This is a genomic window from Pseudomonas sp. GW821-FHT09C09 (assembly GCF_059418105.1).
The window spans coordinates 171,363-192,117 of record NZ_JBWKPF010000005.1 but is presented as its reverse complement, the minus strand read 5'-3'; the positions used below and the strand labels follow the sequence as shown (position 1 = coordinate 192,117).

19 protein-coding genes and 1 pseudogene are annotated in these 20,755 nt (G+C 60.4%); 12 read left to right on the top strand and 8 right to left on the bottom strand.

Features of this window, described 5'->3' with window-relative positions; all coding sequences use genetic code 11:
• Positions 1-27: 27 nt before the first annotated feature.
• Positions 28-792, bottom strand: coding sequence for a methyl-accepting chemotaxis protein (locus tag AC07NR_RS17500; RefSeq protein WP_371320922.1), 765 nt, complete (start codon positions 790-792; stop codon positions 28-30).
• A gap of 93 nt (positions 793-885) precedes the next feature.
• Positions 886-1,917 (bottom strand): annotated as a pseudogene (locus AC07NR_RS17495) (HAMP domain-containing protein); the annotation flags it as partial.
• 188 nt (positions 1,918-2,105) lie between these two features.
• Between AC07NR_RS17495 and AC07NR_RS17490 the strand changes: the two are divergent.
• Entirely contained in the window at positions 2,106-3,593 is a 1,488-nt protein-coding gene (locus AC07NR_RS17490; RefSeq protein ID WP_423204175.1) for a helicase HerA-like domain-containing protein, read from the top strand.
• A gap of 22 nt (positions 3,594-3,615) precedes the next feature.
• Here the strand turns inward: AC07NR_RS17490 and AC07NR_RS17485 are convergent, their stop codons facing one another.
• Entirely contained in the window at positions 3,616-4,071 is a 456-nt protein-coding gene (locus tag AC07NR_RS17485) for a DUF721 domain-containing protein (protein ID WP_248739199.1), read from the bottom strand.
• 307 nt (positions 4,072-4,378) lie between these two features.
• Here AC07NR_RS17485 and secA point away from each other — a divergent pair, with 307 nt between their 5' ends.
• The 4 genes from secA to AC07NR_RS17465 all read left to right on the top strand — a co-directional run bounded on the left by secA (position 4,379) and on the right by AC07NR_RS17465 (position 10,093).
• Entirely contained in the window at positions 4,379-7,117 is a 2,739-nt protein-coding gene (gene secA, locus AC07NR_RS17480) for a preprotein translocase subunit SecA (RefSeq protein WP_495079043.1), read from the top strand.
• 122 nt (positions 7,118-7,239) lie between these two features.
• Positions 7,240-8,457, top strand: coding sequence for a bifunctional glutamate N-acetyltransferase/amino-acid acetyltransferase ArgJ (gene argJ / locus AC07NR_RS17475; RefSeq protein WP_305833456.1), 1,218 nt, complete (start codon positions 7,240-7,242; stop codon positions 8,455-8,457).
• 62 nt (positions 8,458-8,519) lie between these two features.
• Entirely contained in the window at positions 8,520-9,152 is a 633-nt protein-coding gene (locus AC07NR_RS17470; protein WP_248739197.1) for a glutathione S-transferase family protein, read from the top strand.
• On the top strand, positions 9,149-10,093 hold the full coding sequence (locus AC07NR_RS17465) for a Nudix family hydrolase (RefSeq protein ID WP_423204174.1): 945 nt from the start codon (positions 9,149-9,151) through the stop codon (positions 10,091-10,093). The genes AC07NR_RS17470 and AC07NR_RS17465 overlap by 4 nt, the downstream gene beginning before the upstream one ends.
• 46 nt (positions 10,094-10,139) lie before the next feature.
• On the opposite strand, the gene AC07NR_RS17460 is transcribed toward AC07NR_RS17465, so the two are convergent.
• The 3 genes from AC07NR_RS17460 to AC07NR_RS17450 are packed head-to-tail and all read right to left on the bottom strand — an operon-like array spanning position 10,140 to position 13,724.
• Complete coding sequence (locus AC07NR_RS17460; RefSeq protein ID WP_134827892.1) at positions 10,140-10,721, bottom strand: cob(I)yrinic acid a,c-diamide adenosyltransferase; 582 nt, start codon at positions 10,719-10,721, stop codon at positions 10,140-10,142.
• A 3-nt stretch (positions 10,722-10,724) separates the two neighbouring features.
• The gene (locus tag AC07NR_RS17455; protein WP_248739194.1) at positions 10,725-12,761 is read right to left on the bottom strand and encodes a sensor histidine kinase; all 2,037 of its coding nucleotides are present in this window, start codon (positions 12,759-12,761) and stop codon (positions 10,725-10,727) included.
• Between the two features lie 45 nt (positions 12,762-12,806).
• Positions 12,807-13,724 (bottom strand): putative 2-dehydropantoate 2-reductase, encoded by a 918-nt coding sequence (locus tag AC07NR_RS17450; protein WP_248739193.1) that lies wholly within the window; start codon positions 13,722-13,724, stop codon positions 12,807-12,809.
• A 140-nt stretch (positions 13,725-13,864) separates the two neighbouring features.
• On the opposite strand from AC07NR_RS17450, the gene AC07NR_RS17445 reads away from it, so the two are divergent.
• Both AC07NR_RS17445 and AC07NR_RS17440 read left to right on the top strand, forming a co-directional pair.
• Positions 13,865-14,350, top strand: a complete 486-nt coding sequence (locus tag AC07NR_RS17445) for a YajQ family cyclic di-GMP-binding protein (RefSeq protein ID WP_007951218.1) — start codon at positions 13,865-13,867, stop codon at positions 14,348-14,350.
• A gap of 138 nt (positions 14,351-14,488) precedes the next feature.
• Positions 14,489-15,328, top strand: a complete 840-nt coding sequence (locus tag AC07NR_RS17440; RefSeq protein ID WP_007951217.1) for a mechanosensitive ion channel family protein — start codon at positions 14,489-14,491, stop codon at positions 15,326-15,328.
• Between the two features lie 119 nt (positions 15,329-15,447).
• On the opposite strand, the gene AC07NR_RS17435 is transcribed toward AC07NR_RS17440, so the two are convergent.
• Positions 15,448-16,803 (bottom strand): OprD family porin, encoded by a 1,356-nt coding sequence (locus tag AC07NR_RS17435; protein WP_248739192.1) that lies wholly within the window; start codon positions 16,801-16,803, stop codon positions 15,448-15,450.
• 878 nt (positions 16,804-17,681) lie between these two features.
• On the opposite strand from AC07NR_RS17435, the gene AC07NR_RS17430 reads away from it, so the two are divergent.
• Together AC07NR_RS17430 and AC07NR_RS17425 are read left to right on the top strand one after the other, a co-directional pair.
• A complete protein-coding gene (locus tag AC07NR_RS17430) occupies positions 17,682-18,107 on the top strand; it encodes an HIT family protein (protein ID WP_114886769.1) in 426 nt (141 codons plus the stop codon).
• A gap of 2 nt (positions 18,108-18,109) precedes the next feature.
• Positions 18,110-18,316: a SlyX family protein gene (locus tag AC07NR_RS17425; RefSeq protein ID WP_085709618.1), complete on the top strand. Its 207-nt coding sequence runs from the start codon at positions 18,110-18,112 to the stop codon at positions 18,314-18,316.
• Between the two features lie 70 nt (positions 18,317-18,386).
• Here the strand turns inward: AC07NR_RS17425 and AC07NR_RS17420 are convergent, their stop codons facing one another.
• Entirely contained in the window at positions 18,387-18,989 is a 603-nt protein-coding gene (locus tag AC07NR_RS17420) for a cold-shock protein (RefSeq protein ID WP_085709619.1), read from the bottom strand.
• A 309-nt stretch (positions 18,990-19,298) separates the two neighbouring features.
• On the opposite strand from AC07NR_RS17420, the gene AC07NR_RS17415 reads away from it, so the two are divergent.
• From AC07NR_RS17415 to AC07NR_RS17405, 3 genes are all read left to right on the top strand, one after another.
• Positions 19,299-19,769: a Dps family protein gene (locus AC07NR_RS17415; RefSeq protein WP_039766007.1), complete on the top strand. Its 471-nt coding sequence runs from the start codon at positions 19,299-19,301 to the stop codon at positions 19,767-19,769.
• A gap of 241 nt (positions 19,770-20,010) precedes the next feature.
• Positions 20,011-20,355, top strand: coding sequence for a ribbon-helix-helix domain-containing protein (locus AC07NR_RS17410; RefSeq protein ID WP_085709620.1), 345 nt, complete (start codon positions 20,011-20,013; stop codon positions 20,353-20,355).
• Between the two features lie 113 nt (positions 20,356-20,468).
• The gene (locus AC07NR_RS17405) at positions 20,469-20,690 is read left to right on the top strand and encodes an FmdB family zinc ribbon protein (protein ID WP_065258528.1); all 222 of its coding nucleotides are present in this window, start codon (positions 20,469-20,471) and stop codon (positions 20,688-20,690) included.
• Positions 20,691-20,755: the final 65 nt, after the last annotated feature.

Below are 20,755 nucleotides of genomic sequence, written 5' to 3'. Positions count from 1 at the left end.
ACCTGCGAAGGCATCCAGGGGAGGGGATTAAATACGGAAGCTGCCGACCAATTGCTTCAGCCGCGAAGCCTGCTGTTCCAGATCGGAACAGGCACGCAAGGTCGCCTGCAGGTTCTCGACGCCTTCCTGGTTCAGCGTATTGATCTCGGTGATATCGACGTTGATCGACTCGACCACGGCAGTCTGTTCCTCGGTCGCGGTGGCCACCGACTGGTTCATCCCGTCGATCTCGCCGATGCGCTGGGTCACGCTGTTCAGACGTTCGCCGGCGAGGTTGGCGATTTCTACGCTGTCCTGACTGTGGCGCTGGCTGTCGCTCATGGTGCTGACCGATTCGCGGGCGCCGACTTGCAGCTCCTCGATCATGGTCTGCACCTGTTGCGCCGATTCCTGGGTGCGGTGGGCGAGGTTGCGCACTTCGTCCGCTACCACGGCAAACCCGCGGCCGGCTTCACCGGCCCGCGCAGCTTCGATGGCGGCGTTGAGCGCCAGCAGGTTGGTCTGCTGGGAAATGCTGGTGATCACTTCGAGAATCTGGCCGATGTTCACGGTCTTGCTGTTCAGCGATTCGATGTTGCTGCTGGATGCGCTGAGCATGCTCGACAGCTGATTCATTGCCTTGATGCTGCGATCCACCACTTGCTGACCGTCTTCGGCCAGGCCTCGGGCGTCGCTGGCCTGGGTCGAGGCTTGCGCGGCGTTGCGGGCGATTTCCTGAGCGGCGGCACCGAGCTGATTGATCGCGGCGGCCACGCTGTTGGTGCGCGAGGCTTGCTGGTCAGAGTTGTACATCGACGAGTTGGAGGCCGCGACCACGCGCAGGGCGACTTCGTTGACTTGCCCAGTGGCGGACGACACTTCGCGGATCGAACCGTGAATCCGCTCGACGAAGCGGTTGAATGCCGTGCCCAGCACGCCGAATTCGTCCTGGTTCTGAATGGTCAGGCGCTTGGTCAGGTCGCCTTCGCCGTCGGCGATGTCTTCCATGGCGCGGGTCATGACGTGCAGCGGCTGGATCAGGATGCGGATCAGCATGCCGAGCAGGGCGATGATGATGGCCACGGCAATCACGGTCGCGATCACCGCCGAGGTGCGGAACTGGCTGAGCATCGAGAAGGCTTTGTCCTTGTCCACGGACAGGCCGATGTACCAGTTCACCGACGGCAGGCCCTTGATCGGAGCGAAGGTGACGATGCGGGTCTTGCCGTCGACAATGATTTCACTGAAATCGCTGCTGATGCGCGGGGTGTCCTGCGGATAGGCTTCCTTGAGCGATTTCATCACCAGGGCCTTGTCCGGGTGCACCAGGATCTTGCCGTCGGCGCTGACCAGGAACGCGTAGCCCATGCCGGAGAAGTCCCGGGCGCTGAGGGTGTCGATCAGGGTTTGCAGGCTCAGGTCACCGCCCACCACGCCGACGCTCTGGCCGGCCTTTTTCGCGGCGGTGGCGATGGAAATGATGGTCTGGCCGGTGGCCGCGTCGATGTACGGTTCGGTCAGGGTCGAGGTGCTGCTGCTTTCGGCACCTTTATACCAAGGACGGACCCGCGGATCGAAACCGTCCGGCATCTTCGCATCCGGACGGATGGTGAAGTGCCCGGTGGCGTCGCCGAGGTAGGACGCCATGAAGGTCGACGTCAGGGCTTTCTGTTCCAGCAGGCTGGCGACGGCGGACGGCTCGGGGTTGATCGCAATGTTCTGCGCCGCGTTCTCGATCAGCAGGATGCGCCCGCTGAGCCAGGTCTGGATGTTGTCGGCAGTGACCTCGCCCATCTCGTTGAGGTAGTTGTTCAGGTCGTCGCGGATTGCATTGCGCTGCAGCCAGTCGTTGTACAGCGTGAACGAGGCGAAGGCGGCAATGACGATGAGGGCGGCGGCAAGCAAGATTTTATGGCTGAAGCGTAGATTTTTGTTCATGGCTTGGGGTTCCGCTAAGGTCTTAATGTCCAGGGCGTGCTTTTATAAAGGCGCGCAATATGGGCAGGGGTGAAAGCTCACTGATATTTCCGTCTCTCCTTAGGGAAATCTCAGACCGGACTTTTGATCGGGTCTCTCACTCCTCTCTATCGGCCATGCTCGACAAAGATTAACTATTGGGTGACCAAATGCCTGACTCCTCGCAACTCGTTATCGGCGCCGATCTCGCCGGGCAACCGATCGCCCAGGCGATGCGCCTGGCCAACCGTCACGGACTGGTGGCCGGTGCGACCGGTACCGGCAAGACCGTCACTTTGCAGCGTCTGGCCGAAGCCTTCAGCGACGCCGGGGTCGCGGTGTTCGCCGCTGACATCAAGGGCGACCTGTGCGGTCTCGGCGCTGCCGGCAATCCTCAGGGCAAAGTCGCGGAGCGCATCGCCGGGATGCCGTGGCTCAACTACAAGCCTCAGGCTTATCCCGTGACCTTGTGGGACATTCACGGGGAGTCCGGTCATCCGTTGCGCACCACCCTGAGTGAAATGGGGCCGTTGTTGATCGGTGCGTTGCTGGAACTGACCGACAGCCAGCAGTCGGCGCTGTACGCTGCGTTCAAGGTCGCCGACCGTGAAGGGCTGTTGCTGCTGGACCTGAAAGACCTGAAAGCACTGCTCAATCACCTCAAGGACAACCCGCAACTGCTCGGTGACGACGCGGCGTTGTTCACTACCGGTTCCAGCCAGGCGCTGTTGCGGCGTCTGGCCATTCTTGAGCAGCAGGGCGCCGAAGCCTTGTTCGGCGAGCCGGCGCTGCAACTGGAAGACATCCTGCAGCCGGCCGCCGACGGTCGCGGGCGCATTCATTTGCTCGATGCCAGTCGTCTGGTACATGAAGCGCCGAAGGTCTACGCGACGTTTCTCCTTTGGCTGCTCGCCGAGCTGTTCGAACAGTTGCCGGAGCGGGGCGATGCCGACAAACCGTTGCTGGCGCTGTTCTTCGACGAAGCGCACTTGCTGTTCGGCGATACGCCCAAGGCCTTGCAGGAGCGCCTGGAACAAGTGGTGCGGCTGATCCGTTCCAAGGGCGTCGGGGTGTATTTCGTCACTCAATCGCCGGGCGACCTGCCGGACAACGTGCTGGCACAACTCGGGTTGCGCGTGCAGCACGGTCTGCGGGCGTTCACCGCCAAGGAGCAGAAATCCCTGCGGGCGGTGGCGGACGGTTTCCGGCCGAATCCGGCGTTCGATACGTTGTCGGTGTTGACCGAACTCGGGATCGGTGAGGCGCTGGTCGGCACCTTGCAGGAAAAGGGCACGCCGGAAATGGTCCAGCGCGTGCTGGTGGCGCCGCCGCAATCGCGGATCGGGCCGTTGACCGAAACCGAACGCACGGTGCTGATTGCCGGGTCGCCGTTCAAGGGCCGTTATGACAAGCCGATCGATCGCGAGTCGGCTTATGAAATCCTCACCGGGCGCAAGAACCTGGGGCCTGAAGCCGAGACGATACCTGGCAAACCGGCGCCTGAAGAGCCAAGCCTGGCGGACAAGGCCGGAGAATTCCTCGGGACAGCGGCGGGGCAGGCTTTGAAGTCGGCGATGCGTCAGGCGGCGAACCAGTTGGGCCGGCAGTTGGTGCGGGGATTGATGGGGTCGTTGCTCGGTGGCAGCAAGCGCCGCTAGGACCTGGGCAGGTGTGCCAGGGTCAGGATTTGGCCTTGGCGTGCGCTGCCAGACGCTCCAGCGCCGCCCGCAGGCTCGGATCGCTGATCCCGTCGGCGGTGGATTGAATGGTCGCTGCCGCATCCGTCGACAGATCCATCGTGTGCCCGGCTGCTCTGGGCGGGGTGACGGGAGGCCGCACCGAGAACTTGATCCGCGTCAGACCGGTGAACTCGTCGAACATCTGCAATTGCCGCAGCAGGCGTTTTTGCTGATAGCGCAGGCGCGTGGCCCAATGACCGTCGGTGACCACCAGCGACAGTTCGCCTTCGCGCCACTTGGCCACATGGCAGTGCTCGCGGGCGGCGGGTTGCAGCTGGCTGTCGAGCAGGCGCTGCAGATGGGCCAGGCGTTGAGCATGGCCGAGGATGGCTTTCAACGGCCTGGCTTCGCGTAGCAGAACGGCGGGCGCTCTGGCTGTAAGAGGGCGAAATGCCATGATCCAACACCTGAAGTTGCAAAGGCGCCATGGTAGCAGATGGGCCCCATTTCACTCGCCCATTGCTTTTGTCCCTGCTTTGCCCATTAAATCAACGACTAACTTCTGCCTCCAACGGCTTGAAGTTGAGCAAAACGCCCCTATTTTAAGTGAGCCCCGTCAAAGCGCAGTGCCAGCATCGTGGAATATCGCCACTTTCCTCACCACCGTTTCCGGGTAGAATGCTCGTTCGCATGCGGCCATGAGGGCTGCACGGGCGACTCACGGGGCCGCCCTCCATCCCTTTAGTGTGGAAGATCCTGCCGATATGTTTGCGCCTTTGTTAAAGAAACTTTTTGGAAGCAAGAACGAGCGTGAAGTCAAACGCATGCTCAAGACGGTGCAGCTCGTCAATGCCTTCGAAGAGAAGATGGTCGCCCTCTCGGACGATCAACTGCGCGCCAAGACCGCAGAGTTCAAGGACCGCATTGCCAAGGGGGAGACCCTCGACAAGCTGTTGCCGGAAGCCTTTGCGGTCGCCCGCGAAGCCGGCAAGCGTGTCATGGGCATGCGCCACTTCGACGTCCAGCTGATCGGCGGCATGACGCTGCATGAAGGCCGGATCGCCGAAATGCGTACCGGTGAAGGCAAGACCCTGGTGGGTACCCTGGGCGTTTACCTCAACGCACTGTCCGGCAAGGGCGTGCACGTTGTGACCGTGAACGACTACCTGGCCCGCCGTGACGCCAACTGGATGCGTCCGCTGTATGAATTCCTCGGCCTGACCGTCGGCATCGTGACGCCGTTCCAGCCGCCGGAAGAGAAGCGTGCCGCCTACGCCGCCGACATCACTTACGGCACCAACAACGAATTCGGCTTCGACTACCTGCGCGACAACATGGCGTTCAGCATGGAAGAGAAATTCCAGCGCGAACTCAACTTTGCCGTGATCGACGAAGTCGACTCCATCCTCATCGACGAAGCACGTACTCCGCTGATCATTTCCGGTCAGGCCGAGGACAGCTCCAAGCTGTACATCGAGATCAACAAGCTGATCCCGAAACTCAAGCTGCACGTTGAAGAAGTCGAAGGCGAAGTCACCCAAGAAGGTCACTTCACCGTCGACGAGAAGACCCGTCAGGTCGAACTCAACGAAGCCGGTCACCAGTTCATCGAAGACCAGCTGACCAGCATCGGTCTGCTGGCCGAGGGCGAGAGCCTGTACTCGGCGCACAACCTGAGCCTGCTGACGCACGTCTACGCCGGCCTGCGTGCGCACAAACTGTTCAACCGCAACGTCGAATACATCGTGCAGGACGGTCAGGTCGTACTGGTCGACGAACACACCGGTCGTACCATGCCGGGCCGTCGACTGTCCGAAGGCCTGCACCAGGCCATCGAAGCCAAGGAAAACCTGAACATCCAGGCCGAAAGCCAGACCCTGGCATCGACCACGTTCCAGAACTACTTCCGTCTGTACGAAAAACTGTCCGGCATGACCGGTACGGCGGACACCGAAGCGTTCGAATTCCATCAGATCTACAACCTGCCGGTCATCGTGATCCCGACCAACAAGCCGTTGGCCCGTAAGGATTACAACGACCTGGTGTTCCTGACCGCCGAAGAGAAATACGCGGCGATCGTCAACGACATCAAGGAAAGCATGGCTGCCGGCCGTCCGGTGCTGGTGGGTACTGCGACCATCGAAACTTCCGAGCACATGTCCGCATTGCTCGTGAAGGAAGGCATCGAACACAAGGTTCTGAACGCCAAGTTCCACGAAAAAGAAGCTGAAATCATTGCACAGGCCGGTCGTCCGGGCGCCCTGACCATCGCCACCAACATGGCCGGTCGTGGTACCGACATCCTGTTGGGCGGCAACTGGGAAGTTGAAGTCGCGTCGCTGGAAAACCCGACCCCTGAGCAGATCGCCCAGATCAAGGCCGACTGGCAGAAGCGTCACCAGCAAGTGCTGGAGTCCGGCGGTCTGCAGGTGATCGCGTCCGAGCGTCACGAATCCCGTCGTATCGACAACCAGCTGCGTGGCCGTGCCGGCCGTCAGGGTGACGCCGGTTCCAGCCGCTTCTACTTGTCGCTGGAAGACAGCCTGATGCGCATCTTCGCCTCCGACCGGGTGAAGAACTTCATGAAGGCCCTGGGCATGCAGCCTGGCGAAGCGATCGAGCACCGCATGGTGACCAACGCCATCGAAAAGGCCCAGCGCAAGGTTGAAGGTCGCAACTTCGACATCCGTAAACAACTGCTGGAGTTCGACGACGTCAACAACGAGCAGCGTAAAGTGATCTATCACATGCGCAACACGTTGCTGGCCGCGGACAACATCGGCGAAACCATCGCCGACTTCCGTCAGGACGTCCTGAACGCCACCGTCAGTGCGCACATTCCGCCACAATCGCTGCCTGAGCAGTGGGACGTGGCCGGTCTGGAAGCGGCGATTGCCAGCGACTTCGGCGTGAAGCTGCCGATCCAGCAATGGCTCGACGAAGACGATCACCTGTACGAAGAAACCCTGCGCGAGAAGCTGATGAACGAGCTGATCGCCGCGTACAACGAGAAAGAAGACCAGGCCGGTGCCGACGCACTGCGCTCCTTCGAGAAGCAGATCGTACTGCGCGTGCTGGACGACCTGTGGAAAGACCACCTGTCGACCATGGATCACCTGCGTCACGGCATCCACCTGCGTGGTTATGCGCAGAAGAACCCGAAGCAGGAATACAAGCGCGAGTCCTTCACGCTGTTCTCCGAGCTGCTGGATTCGATCAAGCGCGACTCGATCCGTGTGCTGTCGCACGTTCAGGTTCGCCGCGAAGATCCGGCCGAGGAAGAGGCGCGTCTGCGTCAGGAAGCCGAGGCACTGGCCGCTCGCATGCAGTTCGAACACGCCGAAGCCCCGAGTCTGGAGCAGCCGGAAGCACTGGTCGGTGAAGAGGTCGATGTGGCCCTGGCCACCGCACCGGTTCGCAACGAGCAGAAGCTGGGCCGTAACGAACTGTGCTACTGCGGTTCGGGCAAGAAATTCAAGCATTGCCACGGGCAGATCCAGTAAAACCCGTTTCAATCGCTGAAATACCCGCGCCGCGACCGGCACCAGCCGTCGCGGCGTTTTGCCATTTACACCACCGCCACTACGCTTGGCGGTGCTGACATCATTGAGTAAGGAGCGCATTCATGGCTGTTGGTCTTGGTCCTTTGCCAACGTTGCACCCGGTTGCCGGTTTTGAACTCGGTATCGCTTCGGCCGGCATCAAGCGCCCTGGGCGCAAGGATGTCGTCGTGATGCGTTGCGCCGAAGGTTCGACCGTGGCGGGCGTGTTCACGTTGAACGCTTTCTGTGCAGCGCCGGTGATCCTGGCCAAGAAGCGCGTGCAGAATGCTGTGCGCTACCTGCTGACCAACACCGGCAATGCCAACGCCGGCACCGGCGAGCCGGGCCTGGCCGCTGCCGAGCGCACCACCGCGAAGCTGGCAGAACTGACCGGCGTGGACGCCAGCCAGATCCTGCCGTACTCCACCGGTGTGATCGGCGAGCCGCTGCCGGTCGAGAAGATCGAAGGCGCCTTGCAGGCCGCGCTGGACGATCTGTCGGAAAACAACTGGGAAGCTGCCGCCACCGGCATCATGACCACCGACACCTTGCCAAAGGGTGCCAGCCGCCAGTTCCAGCATGACGGCGTGACCATCACCGTCACCGGCATCAGCAAGGGCGCGGGCATGATCCGTCCGAACATGGCGACCATGCTCGGCTACATCGCCACCGACGCCAAAGTCTCCCGCGACGTGCTGCACAACCTGATGCTTGATGGCGCCAACAAGTCGTTCAACCGCATCACCATCGACGGCGACACCTCGACCAACGACTGCTGCATGCTGATCGCCACCGGCAAGGCTGCGCTGCCGGAAATCACCCGTGCCGAAGGCGAGCTGTTCGCCAAGCTGAAACAGGCCGTGTTCGAAGTGTGCATGGACGTGGCCCAGGCCATCGTGCGTGACGGCGAAGGCGCGACCAAGTTCGTGACTGTTGAAGTCAATGGCGGCGGCAATCACCAGGAATGCCTGGACGTCGGTTACACCGTGGCCCACTCGCCGCTGATCAAGACTGCGCTGTTCGCCTCCGACCCGAACTGGGGCCGCATCCTCGCCGCTGTCGGTCGTGCCGGTGTGCCGGATCTGGACGTGAGCAAGATCGACGTGTTCCTTGGCGAAGTGTGCATCGCCAGCCGTGGCGCCCGCGCCGCGAGCTACACCGAAGCCCAGGGTTCGGCGGTGATGCAGCAGGAAGAAATCACCATCCGTATCGAGCTGGGTCGCGGCGATTGCAGCGAAACCATCTGGACCACCGACCTGTCCCACGAGTACGTGAAGATCAACGCCGAATACCGCACCTGATCCCTGCCGAAGAGGGAGGTCTGCGGACCTCCTTTTCTTCTGTCCCATGAAAGGACCCGAACATGAGCCTTCACCTGATCATCGGCGACAAACTGCTTTCCTCCTGGTCCCTGCGCGCGGCGCTGGCGCTTGAACTGACCGGCGCACCCTACACCGAAGAACTGATCAAGCTCGGCAAGCCCGACACCCGCGAGCGGCTGCTCAAGCATTCGCCCACCGGCAAGGTGCCGCTGCTGACCACCGCACGGGGTACCATCGCCGACTCTCTGGCGATTGCCGAATACCTGGCCGAACAGTTTCCATCCGAGCAGCTCTGGCCGACCGATATCGCTGCTCGTGCTCAGGCGCGCTCTGCCTGCGCGCAGATGCACAGCGGCTTTTTCGCCATGCGCAATCACATGCCGTTCAACCTGAGCCACGACGCACCGCTCAATCCGGTGCCGCCAGAGGTGAAGGTCGATGTCGAACGCATGCTGGCGCTGTGGGCCGAATGCCGTGCGGCGGCGACGGAGGCCGGGCCGTTCCTGTTTGGTCGCGTGTCACTGGCCGATGCGTTCTTCGCACCGATTGCCGTGCGCCTGCGCACCTATCAGGTGAAGCTGCCGACCGAAGATGAAGCCTATGTTGAAACCGTCTACCAATGGCCGGCCTTCAAGGCTTGGCAAGAGGCTGGACTGGAGGAATTGCAGTCGTGAAACGTGTACATGTCGCTGCTGCCGTCATTCGTGACGACAGCGGCAAAATCCTGATCGCCCGCCGGGCTGACACTCAGCATCAGGGCGGCCTCTGGGAATTTCCCGGTGGCAAGGTCGAAGCCGACGAGTCGGTGCAGACCGCGCTGGCCCGTGAGCTGCACGAAGAACTGGGCATTGTCGTCGGCGCCGCCCGCCCGCTGATCAAGGTGCGCCACGATTACCCGGACAAGCAGGTGTTGCTGGATGTCTGGGAAGTCTCGAGCTTCACCGGCGAACCTCACGGCGCCGAAGGCCAACCGTTGGCCTGGGTGTCGGCGAAGGAGCTGGCGAATTACGAGTTCCCGGCGGCCAACCAGCCGATCGTGGCGGCGGCGCGACTGCCTGCTGAATACCTGATCACCCCGGAAGACCTGGAAGCCCCGGCCCTGTTGCGCGGCATCCAGAAGGCAATTGCCGGGGGCATCAAGCTGATCCAGCTGCGTGCGCCCAACGGTTATGACCCGAAATACCGCGATCTGGCGGTGGACGCGGTCGGACTGTGTGCCGGCAAGGCGCAGTTGATGATCAAGGGCCCGTTCGAGTGGCTGGGGGATTTCCCGTCCGCCGGTTGGCACATCACCTCGGCGCAACTGCGCAAGTACGCGGCAGCGGGGCGTCCGCTACCGGCGGAGCGTTGGCTGGCGGCGTCCTGCCACAATGCTGAAGAGCTGGCGCTGGCCGAGCAGATGGGCGTGGATTTCGTCACCCTGTCGCCGGTGCAGCCGACCCTGACTCACCCGGATGCGCAGCCGTTGGGCTGGGAGCAGGCTTCGACACTGATCGAAGGCTTCAGCAAGCCGGTGTTCCTGCTGGGCGGAGTCGGCCCGGCCGAGCGCGAGAAAGCGTGGAATGCCGGGGCCCAGGGTGTGGCGGGGATTCGGGCGTTCTGGCCTGAGGCCTGAGGCCTGAATGGGTATCCGATCACTCCCGCGCCTGGCGTGGGAGTGATCAGTTTTCGGGTTTTGCCGCCGGTTGCCACAGGATTTCGGCAATGCCCTGGCGCCGGGCAATCAGCCTCGCTGCCACAAACAAAAGATCCGACAAGCGATTGATATACGCCAGGCCAACCCCGGCCAACGGTTCGATCGCATTCAAATGCTGACAACGCCGCTCGGCACTGCGCGCCAGACTGCGGCAGACATGGGCCTGGGCAATCAGCATCGAACCACCGGGCAGAATAAAGTTCTCCAGCGGCCCCAATTCCTCGTTCCACACATCGATGGCGGCTTCCAGCCGTTCGATTTCTGCCGTGTTCAACGCCTGATATTCCGGCATCGCCAGTTCGCCACCGAGATCGAACAAGCGGTGCTGACAGGGCGCCAACACGTCGATCAATTCATTGAGTCCGGGGCAGTTTTCGCGTTCGGCGATCAACCCGGCCAGCAGCACGCCGACCTGACTGTTCAATGTGTCGACCTCGCCAATGGCCTCGATGCGCGGATGGTCCTTGGGGACGCGGCGGCCATCGCCGAGGCCGGTTTCGCCTTTGTCGCCGGTGCGGGTGTAAATCTTCGACAAGCGAAAGCCCATGGGTTACCTCGGTAGTTGATTGGTTTCGGCGGCAATGGGTGCCGGTTGCGCCAGCGGCAGGCGCAGGGTGAAGCAGGTGCCTTGCCCCGGTGCCGACTGCACTTCCATCTGCCCTTTGTGATTGTTGGTGATGATGAAGTACGACACCGAGAGCCCGAGCCCCGTGCCCTGGCCGATTTCCTTGGTGGTGAAGAACGGCTCGAAGGTGCGTTTGCGCACGTTCTCGCTCATCCCGATGCCGTTGTCTTCGACCTGAATCTCGGCCCATGGCGGATTGAGTCTGGTGCGCAGGATGATTCGTCCCGGCTCGCTGTCGTCTTCGCGCAGGTGGATCGCCTGCGCAGCGTTTTTCAGCAGGTTGAGCAGCACCTGTTCCAGCTCGTTGGCGGTGCCAGGAACCGGTCCCAGCGCCGGGTCGAACTGACGGATGATCGCCTGACCCTTGAAGTCGAAGCCGATGGCCAGGTCGAAGTCGTTGCCGGCGATATCCACCGCTTGATCGATCAGCGCCGGCAGGTCGCACGGCGCCATCTGGCGTGTGCTGCGACGGCTGAAACTGAGCATGTGGGTGACGATTTTTGCCGCCCGGGCCCCGGCCTGCTGAATGCCGTCAAGGAGTTGCGGGACTTCCCGGCCTTGCAGGTAGCGGTTCACGGTTTCCAGTTCGATGCCCAGTTGTTCGGCCTGTTCGAGGTTCTTCGGCAGGTCGGGCGACAGGCGCCGGCGAATGTTCTGTACGTTGTGCAGGATCGCGCCCAGCGGGTTGTTGATCTCGTGGGCCATGCCGGCCGCGAGGCCGCCGACCGAGAGCATTTTTTCCGACTGCACCATCATGTCTTCCAGTGACAGGCGCTGGGTGATGTCGTCGATCCGGATCACTACGCCGCGTCCGGCACCGCCCATCAGCGGGTAGAAGGTCAGGGCGTAATGCTTGGGCTCGTCGTCCTTGAACCAGGTCACCCGTTCGATTTTCGCCACCGTGTGTTGTTCGACGGTCTGCTTGAGCTGCGGCAGGAACGGCTTGAGCGGTTCGAACGCGAGGAAGATCGGCTGATTCAGTGCTTCGTCCAGCCGGGTGCCGGAGAGGGCGCTGGCTTCCTGGTTCCATTGCGTGACGTAGAGCTGCTCGTCGAGGGCGATCAGCGCCGAGGGCATGGAGTCGATGATACTGTTGAGGTAGTTCTGGAAGCCTGTGAGTTTCTTCTCGATCTTGCTGCGCACCTGGACTTCCAGCTCCAGCTTGCGGTTGGTGTGGCGGGTTTCTTCGGCCAGCCCCTGGGCCTGATCGTAGGCGGCTTGCGAGTCATCGCGGGCGCGCTTGAGTTGCTGCTCCCGGGCTTCGATGCGTGAAAGCATGGTGTTGAAGGCCTCGGCCAGACTGCCGATTTCGTCGTGGTTGCCGCGCGAGGCGCGCAGGGCGTAGTTCTCCTCGCGGGTGACCTGGCGGGACAGTTCTTCGAGCTCGTGGATCGGCCGGGTGATCAGGCGCTTGATCTGACGGGCGATCACCAGCCACAACAGCACGCTGAAAATCAGGATTCCCAGACTCGCCGTCAGGGTGCCGGTGTAGAACGCCATCGGCAGTTCGCTGCTGGCCACCAGCAGCAGATGACCCGGCGCCGTGCCGGGGCGGGGCAGGGTGATCAATTGATTGCTGCGAAACTCGGTGAGCTGCCAGGCTTCGATATGCCGGTAGCGTTCCGGCAGATTGAGTTTGTCGCCGCGCTGTACCTGCGCAATACGGTCGCCCTTGCCGTCATACAGGGCGGCCGCCCGCAGCGGCGAGTAGCTGTCGAGCTCCTTGAGCAGGCGTTCGGCGCTCTGCGGTGATTGCAGCGCTTCGGCGATCAGGCTCGGGTTCGCCACCAGACGGCCAATGGTCTGCAGCGCCTGGGGCGCCATGCTTTCCTGGGAAATGTAATAGGCCGCGCTGATGAAGGTCAGGTTGGCGACCAGTAACACGGTGGTCAACAGCACCAGCAGGGCGGCCAGCAGTTTCTGGCCGACCGGCAGGTTTTCGAGGCGCTGGCGCAATGGCATCGGGCTTTTCGCAACAAAGGAACAAGTGGGCAGCGTAGCCGCTGCTCAGTCGACGGGCAATCCGAGACTGTGCAGATGGGCTGTCAGCCGTTGCTGCAATTGTTGCAGATGCGGCAGGTTGAGCTGGTGCCGCTGAGCAACCTTGCAGGCATGGCCCAACAGATAGCTGATTTCGGTGCGGCGCTTGCTGGCCACGTCCTGATACATGGAGGAGAAATTGGCGGCGGTGGCCGAAATCACCCGTTCGACTTCCTGTTGCAGGTTGTCTGCCGCTGCAGGCTGGCCGCAACGCTCCAGCAACTCGGTCAATTCGGCGCACAGGGTGGCGACTTCACAATGATGGTCCTGCAAACCGCCGTTACGGCAGTCGTGCAACACCGTCAGGGGATTGATCGCACAGTTGAGCGCCAGTTTTCGCCACAGTCGTGTGAGGATGTCCGCGCTCCATTCATGAGGAATCTTTGCCGCTTCAAGATCATCCAGCCAGAACGGTGCCACGGGAAGACCGGCATCGCCGAGCCAAGTGTAACCGTGGCCGGCAAAGACCACGCGCCAGTCGCCGTCGCGAAACGCCCCTTCGGTGCTGGAGGCGCTGATGCAGCGGGCCTGCGGGACTTGCGCAGCAACCGCTTCCTGACTGCCGAGGCCGTTCTGCAGAAGAATCAGTTCTGCGTCCGGTGCCAGACGATGAGCGACGCCGGCCACGGCGCTTTCGGCATCGTAGGCCTTGCACGCCACCAGCAGGCGCCGGATCGGTCCGGGACTGTCCGGCGTTTCGCCGGGGATGGCATAGCTGCTGGCCACGCCTTGTTCCACCAGGGTCAGGCCGCCCGCCGTCGCATAGTCATGCAAGCGGTCGATGTCGCGCAGGATCAACCGGACCGGCAATCCGGCCCGGGCCAGACGCGTGGCCCAGAGGGTGCCGAGACTTCCGGCGCCGAGGATGTGCCAGGGGGTGGACATCAGTTTTTCACTCGGTAAGGTACAGGCATGCAAGGCTCGCCGTGTCGGTGGGAAAAGACCCGTTATAATGAGCCCGATTTTAACCGCAAGCCAAGCGCGCCGCGTCCTGAACGAGCGCGCCTTTTTATTGGAGAGATTACATGCCGTCGTTCGACGTGGTATCCGAACTGGACAAACACGAACTCACCAACGCGGTCGAGAACGCCGTGAAGGAACTCGATCGTCGTTATGACCTGAAAGGCAAGGGCAGCTTCGAATTCAAGGAAAAGGACCTGACCGTCCACCTGACCGCTGAAGCCGATTTCCAGCTGGAAGCGATGATCGAGATCCTCAAGCTGGCCCTGGTCAAGCGCAAGATCGACGTGCAGTGCCTCGAGGTCAAAGACTCCTTCGCCTCGGGCAAGCTGATGAAGCAGGACGCCGTTCTGAAGGAAGGCATCGACAAGGAGCTGGCGAAGAAGATCGTCGGCCACATCAAGGAAGCCAAACTCAAGGTGCAGGCTGCCATTCAGGGCGAGCAGGTACGTGTCACCGGCAAGAAGCGTGACGATCTGCAGGAAGCCATCGCTGCCCTGCGTGCCAAGGAATTCGGCATGCCACTGCAATTCAACAACTTCCGCGACTGAGCCATCCGAGTCGGGAACCTCTCGGCGTTTTCAGCGTCCGAGGGCCAAGCAGCGGCAGAAACGATTGAGCCCCCGCAGGCCCGGTCGTTCTGCCGCTGATTTTTTCAGCCCGGGAAGCCGGCAATCAGGAGATAAAAGATGGATTTGAATGCTGAGGTAGACAACCTGGTCAAGGCGTCCCAGGCGTGGATTCCGATGATCATGGAATACGGCAGCCGTGTGCTGCTGGCGGTGATTACCCTGGCGATCGGCTGGTGGCTGATCAACAAGGTCACGCAAAAACTGGGCGGTCTTCTGGCTCTGCGCAATGCCGACCTGGCGCTGCAGGGTTTTATCAGCAGCCTGGCCAACATCATTCTCAAGGTGCTGTTGATCGTCAGCGTGGCGTCGATGATCGGCGTCGAGACCACTTCGTTCGTCGCGGCGATCGGTGCGGCCGGCCTGGCCATCGGCCTGGCGTTGCAGGGCAGCCTGGCGAACTTCGCCGGCGGCGTGCTGATTTTGCTGTTCCGTCCGTTCCGCATCGGTGACTGGATCGAAGCGCAGGGCGTGGCAGGTACTGTCGACAGCATCCAGATTTTCCACACCGTACTGCGTACCGGCGACAACAAGACCATCATCGTGCCGAACGGCAACCTGTCGAATGGCATCATTACTAACACCAACCGTCAGCCAACCCGCAAGGTTGTGTTCGATGTAGGTGTCGATTACGAAGCTGATCTGCAAAAGGCTCGTCAAGTGCTGCTGGACCTGGCCAAGGATGATCGCGTTCTGCAGGATCCGGCGCCTCAGGCTGTCATTTCCACCTTGGGCGATAGTTCGATTACTGTTTCCCTGCGGGTCTGGGTTAAAACTGCAGACTATTGGGATGTGATGTTTATGTTTAACGAACAATCCCGTGATCGTTTAAAGACTGCCGGCATTGATATTCCGTTTCCACAACGAGTGATTCGTGTGGTTCAGGAATCGGCAGTGTAATGATAGGTTGCTAATTAATTGCCTGACTTGTTGGTCAGGCATTTATTACAAGTGACAGATAACAAAAAGGCCCATCCGAAGATGGGCCTTTTTTATGCTACCAAACTAACCACTGACGATTACAAAATGTTCAGTGGGTACTCGGTGATCAGACGGAACTCTTTAACGTCGCCTTCGCCTTCATCAGCGTTAGCAACGTGCCACGCTTGACGAATACGGAAGGACAGGTCTTTTGCCGGACCGCTTTGAACCACGTATTTGGCTTCAAAGTTGGTTTCGTGGTGTTTGCCGTCTTCACCGTAAGCACCGGTGTAAGAGCTGCCCGCTGGAGTGTGGGTACCGTCGATGTCCCAACCTTTGACGTAACGAACCATGAAGCTCAGGCCAGGAACGCCATACTCGGCCATTTTCAGGTCGTAACGGGCTTGCAGGGATTTCTCGCCTGGACCGTTGAAGTCAGAGTACTGGATGGAGTTGGCGAGGAAGATCGAGTCGCCACCGCGGTTCGAAGGACCGTGGCCGCCGACACCGATGTAGTCGAACGGAGTGTCGCCATTGACCTTCTGGAAGGCCAGGGTGAAGGTGTGTGCCTTCAGGAACGACAAGGCGGTTGCCAGGGAGAACGCAGTGTTGCTGATCTCGCCAGCTTTGGCGCTGCCGGTGTCGGTGGTGCGGTAAATGTTGAAGTCAGTGTTCAGCGAAGTGTCACCACCGAATGGGGTAGTGAGGTTCACGTTGGCGTAGTACTGGTTCCAGATGTCTTCCAGCTTGGCGCCGTACAGGGAAGCCGACAGGTTGTCGGTGATGCCGTATTTGCCGCCGAAGTAGTCGATCGAGTCAGCCTTGACGTTGGCGTAGGTTGCCCACAGCTCGCCGTCACGGGCGTTCTTGTCCTGGCTGGTAGCCGAGTAGAAGTGACCGGCTTCGAGGTCAAGGTCTTTGACTTCGCTGCTCTGCAGCTGGAAGCCGCTGGCAGTTTGAGGAAGGATACGGGAACCGCCGACAGCGAACACTGGAGCAGTGCTTGGCTGCTGGTCACCGATTTTCAGCTCGGTCTTGGAAACGCGGAACTTGATTGCAGCGCCGGCTTTGCCCTGGCTGTTGTTGACGTCACGGGAACCGTCCGGGTTGACGGTATCGCTACGGCTCATGTTGCCGGAACCGGAAGTACCGTCACCGCCGTCCAGTTTGATGGCCAGGTAACCGAATGCATCAACACCTACACCGACAGTACCCTGGGTGTAACCGGAGCTGAAGTTGCCGAGGAAGCCCTGGGTCCAGTCTTTCTGGTCGCGGCCGCCGTTCTTGTTGTCACGGTTGAAGTAGTAGTTCTTCAACGTTTCGGTCAGTTTGGCGTCTTCAACAAAGCCTTTGGCTTCTGCCTGGTCACTAACAAACGGTGCGGCCGTAGCCACTTGAGTACTGGCTGCTGCTGCAACTGCCAGTGCGATCATGCTCCACTTCATCACGCGCATCGTGATTTGCTCCTTTGGTTTTAGAAGAGTACTGCCGTCCCACCTGTTTTATTATCTGGGCGGCTCTTTCTTTTTGTGTCGGCGCAAACTTATATCACGCCGACAATGTTGGCGATACTTGCACATACAACCTTTCATGTTCTTTACGACGCTGTCGCAAATGACTTGGTCGATGTCGCAAATTCACAGTACCCATGCAGTCGGGCTGACAACTTTATCGCTGTTTCTGGGCCTTTCTGCATCGGTAAAAAAGAGTCCCTGGCAAAACACTTGAATCTCCATCGGGCAACCCTGCCACTGTTTTTTTCGGGGTTTGAACCACCACTTCCCGTGGCGGGCTCATAGCCCATATGAGTACGAATGCAACAAGCGTGCACAAACCGCAAAATTGATGCGGTTATTTTTCCCTGGCCCCGCTTGTGGCTGTAAAAACCTTGTAAATGCGGGCTCGCGCGCTCCATTTTGATCAGGGTTGACGCGCTTCCTCGCTTGGTGTTGCCAGGCCCGATTTTGCGCATGACAACCAAAAACGTTACCGGTTCACCCTGTCAGTGAGTATTTGGCGGATGCCCGAGCCATTGAGCGTAGACCCACTGTACGGTTTTGGTGCAAATAATTTTCCCGGCTGTACTGAATTCAAACACTTGAGCCCTGTCATGACCCTGAACGCGGTAGTGAGTCACGGTCATTTCGGCGTGCTGTCTGGCACGGCGGGTTTCGTGCTGGTGCGCGATCGCCAGAAATGTTCCATGACGGGGCGCCGCTTCATCGTGAAGGGCAGGGCATTCGAAGGTATGCTGCCGTCCTGTCGTTTAGTGCGCCTTCCACCGGGCAGGTCCACTAAGCTGAATATTGTCGATCAGCCGGGAGTGCACCCAGTGTTTGCTTTAGATTCACGACTTCAACAGGACACGCTGACCATCGGCGACTTCCCGCTTTGCCGGTTGCTGCTGTCCAACGACGCCAACTACCCGTGGTTCATCCTGGTGCCTCGTCGCGACGATATCAGCGAGTTGTTTCAATTGGATGTCGCGGATCAGCAGCGTCTGTGGCAGGAAACCACCGCTCTGGCGGAGGTGCTCAAGGACTCGTTCGATGCCGACAAGATGAACGTTGCCACACTGGGTAACGTCGTCAGCCAGCTGCACATGCATGTGATCGTGCGCAAGCGTGATGACGCCGCGTGGCCGGCGCCGGTCTGGGGCAAGCACCCAGCCAAGCCTTACAGCGCCGAACAGGTGGCCGCGATCCGCGAGCGCCTGCGCCTGGTGCTGGACGAAGATTTCAAGTTTCTGGAGGGCTGATCATGAGCCTGGAACAACGCGTTACCGATCTGGAAAGCCGTCTGGCATTTCAGGACGACACCATTCAGGCGTTGAATGATGTGCTGGTGGAGCAGCAGCGAGTCGTGGAGCGTCTGCAATTGCAGATGGCCGCGCTGCTCAAGCGCCAGGAGGAAATGGTCGGCCAGTTCGGGTCCTTTGAGGAAGACGCACCGCCGCCGCACTACTGAGTTTGCGTATTTCGTAGGGGCAATAAAAAACCGCGAGCAGCCAGGCTGTTCGCGGTTTTTTCGTTCTGGATCAGCGACGCGGCAGGGCGGCGATCACGTCTTCGGCTTGCAGGCCTTTGTCACGGTTCATGACCGAGAACTCCACGCGCTGGCCTTCGACCAGGACGCGGTGGCCTTCGCCACGGATGGCGCGAAAGTGCACGAAAATATCATCGCCGGAGTCCCGGGAGATAAAGCCGAAGCCCTTGGAGGTGTTGAACCACTTGACGGTGCCGGTATCGCGGTTGCTCATGTCGTAGCTTTGCGCGGCGGCGGCCGGTGAGGATTTGTAGAAGCTGACGGCCAGGTGCAGGATCACGGCGACCAGAGCGATCACCAGGCTGAACAGCACGGCTGGCTGGCCGGCGATGACAGGCATCGGCGCGATCAGGGTCAGGGTTTGCAGGACGACGGTCAGCACCAGCAGTGCGCTGACCAGATTTTGCAGATGCTGGCGCGGGCCTTTGTTCCAGTAAGGGATCACCGGGGCAATGACCAGGTTCAGCAGGCCGAAAAAGGCCAGGTAAAGTGCATCGGGTTGTTGCAGGTAAGGAACGGCTTCGGATTTCAAGCTGGGTATGAACGACAGCAGCAACGCCGCTGCGCCCATTAGCAGGTGGACGATTTTCAACATTTTTATTGACTCACGTTATGACGGCTCACAAGGAAGAGCTGAAGGCGCACGGTTCGCTTCGAAACAATAAGAGGCGTTGGACACGTGCCCGGCATCAGCCTATGCGCAACGCCCGGAAAACAGGGCGTAGCGACACACTGCCTATTTAACAGCAAAGCCCACAGCTACTCAAATCACGCCGGCCAGCGGCAACGCGTGGGGCGATTTGTCGCCTCTATCGGGTCGATACGGGGGCTGCCATGGAAGGGAGGCCTTGCTACAGTGAACCGACACCTGCTGGATGAATTCAATCGCCGTTAGGGGGTAAGCATGGCAATCGATATCGGTATCAGTGAAGAAGACCGCAAATCCATCGTCGAAGGGCTGTCGCGTCTGCTGTCGGACACCTACGTGCTCTATTTGAAGACCCACAACTTCCACTGGAACGTCACCGGACCGATGTTCCGGACCCTGCACCTGATGTTCGAGGAGCAGTACAACGAGCTGGCACTGGCCGTGGATTCGATCGCCGAACGCATCCGCGCCCTGGGTTTCCCTGCGCCGGGCGCCTATGCGACTTACGCGCGTCTTTCCTCTATTAAGGAAGAGGTGGGCGTACCGAGTGCCGAAGACATGATCAAGCAACTGGTCGAAGGCCAGGAGGCGGTCACTCGCACGGCGCGGGGGATTTTCCCGCTGCTGGATAAGGTCAGTGACGAGCCGACGGCTGATCTTCTGACTCAGCGCATGCAAGTCCACGAGAAAACCGCGTGGATGCTCAGGGCGCTGCTCGAAGCCTGAACGCCCGTGGCGCACGGACACGAATTGTCGGCCGTGCGCCCGTCTTGGCGAGGAAAAAGCACTCGCGTTTGTAGGATGCGAGGAAAGCACTTCTCTGGTCCATGATCCTCCCTTTTCTGTTGGCTTATCCTACGAGGACGGTCAAAAAGTCGTCTGGCCATGCCTTTGTCCCTGCGCTTTTAATGAGGTCACAGGATGTTGCCTTGGCAACAAGCAGAGATGGCAAAGGAGTGTCAACGATATGGAAGTTGGAGACAGGCGAAGTGGGATCGTCATCGGCTCGCGGCAGGACAGGGCCGTGGCGCCGTTTCTTGAAGAGTTCGACATGGCATTGATCCGGCCCTTGGCCCGGTCGGTGCGTTTGAACGGGTTTGCGACCTGCATGCGGCTGGAGCAGGTCTACTGGAATATTCTGGGCCGTATGGCCGAGGATAATTGCTGTTCGGTCGGCACCTTGCTGTCCCGTGTCGATCGCGAGGTGCACTTGCGTCACGGTGGCGTGAAGAACTTCAGCGGTCTGGTGCGGGTGGTGTGTGTCGTGCACGGCCTGCGGGATGCCCCGGTAACCATCGGGGGTTGCCAGTGACCGGGCGGCCCGTGCAGTCTTCCGGCTGCACAGGCCGCATTTAATGGATATAATCCCGCTCTTTCGCCACACCGCCCTGCGGGAGCTGGCAATCTGATCGCCGAGACAACTCCATGCCGATGTACGATTACCAATGTGCTTCCTGTGGTCATCAGTTGGAAGCCATTCAAAAGATCAGTGATGCACCGCTGGTCGATTGCCCTGCCTGTCAGGCACCAGAGCTCAGGAAACAGCTGTCCATGCCAGGCTTTCGCCTCAGCGGCAGCGGTTGGTACGAAACCGATTTCAAGACCGGCGCGAAGAAGAATCTGGCCGGTGGCGACAAATCTGACTAGGGTTCAGTCCCGGGTCTTACGACACGCGCGAGCATCCACCGGTCGCACAGAGCTTGAGTGCGGCG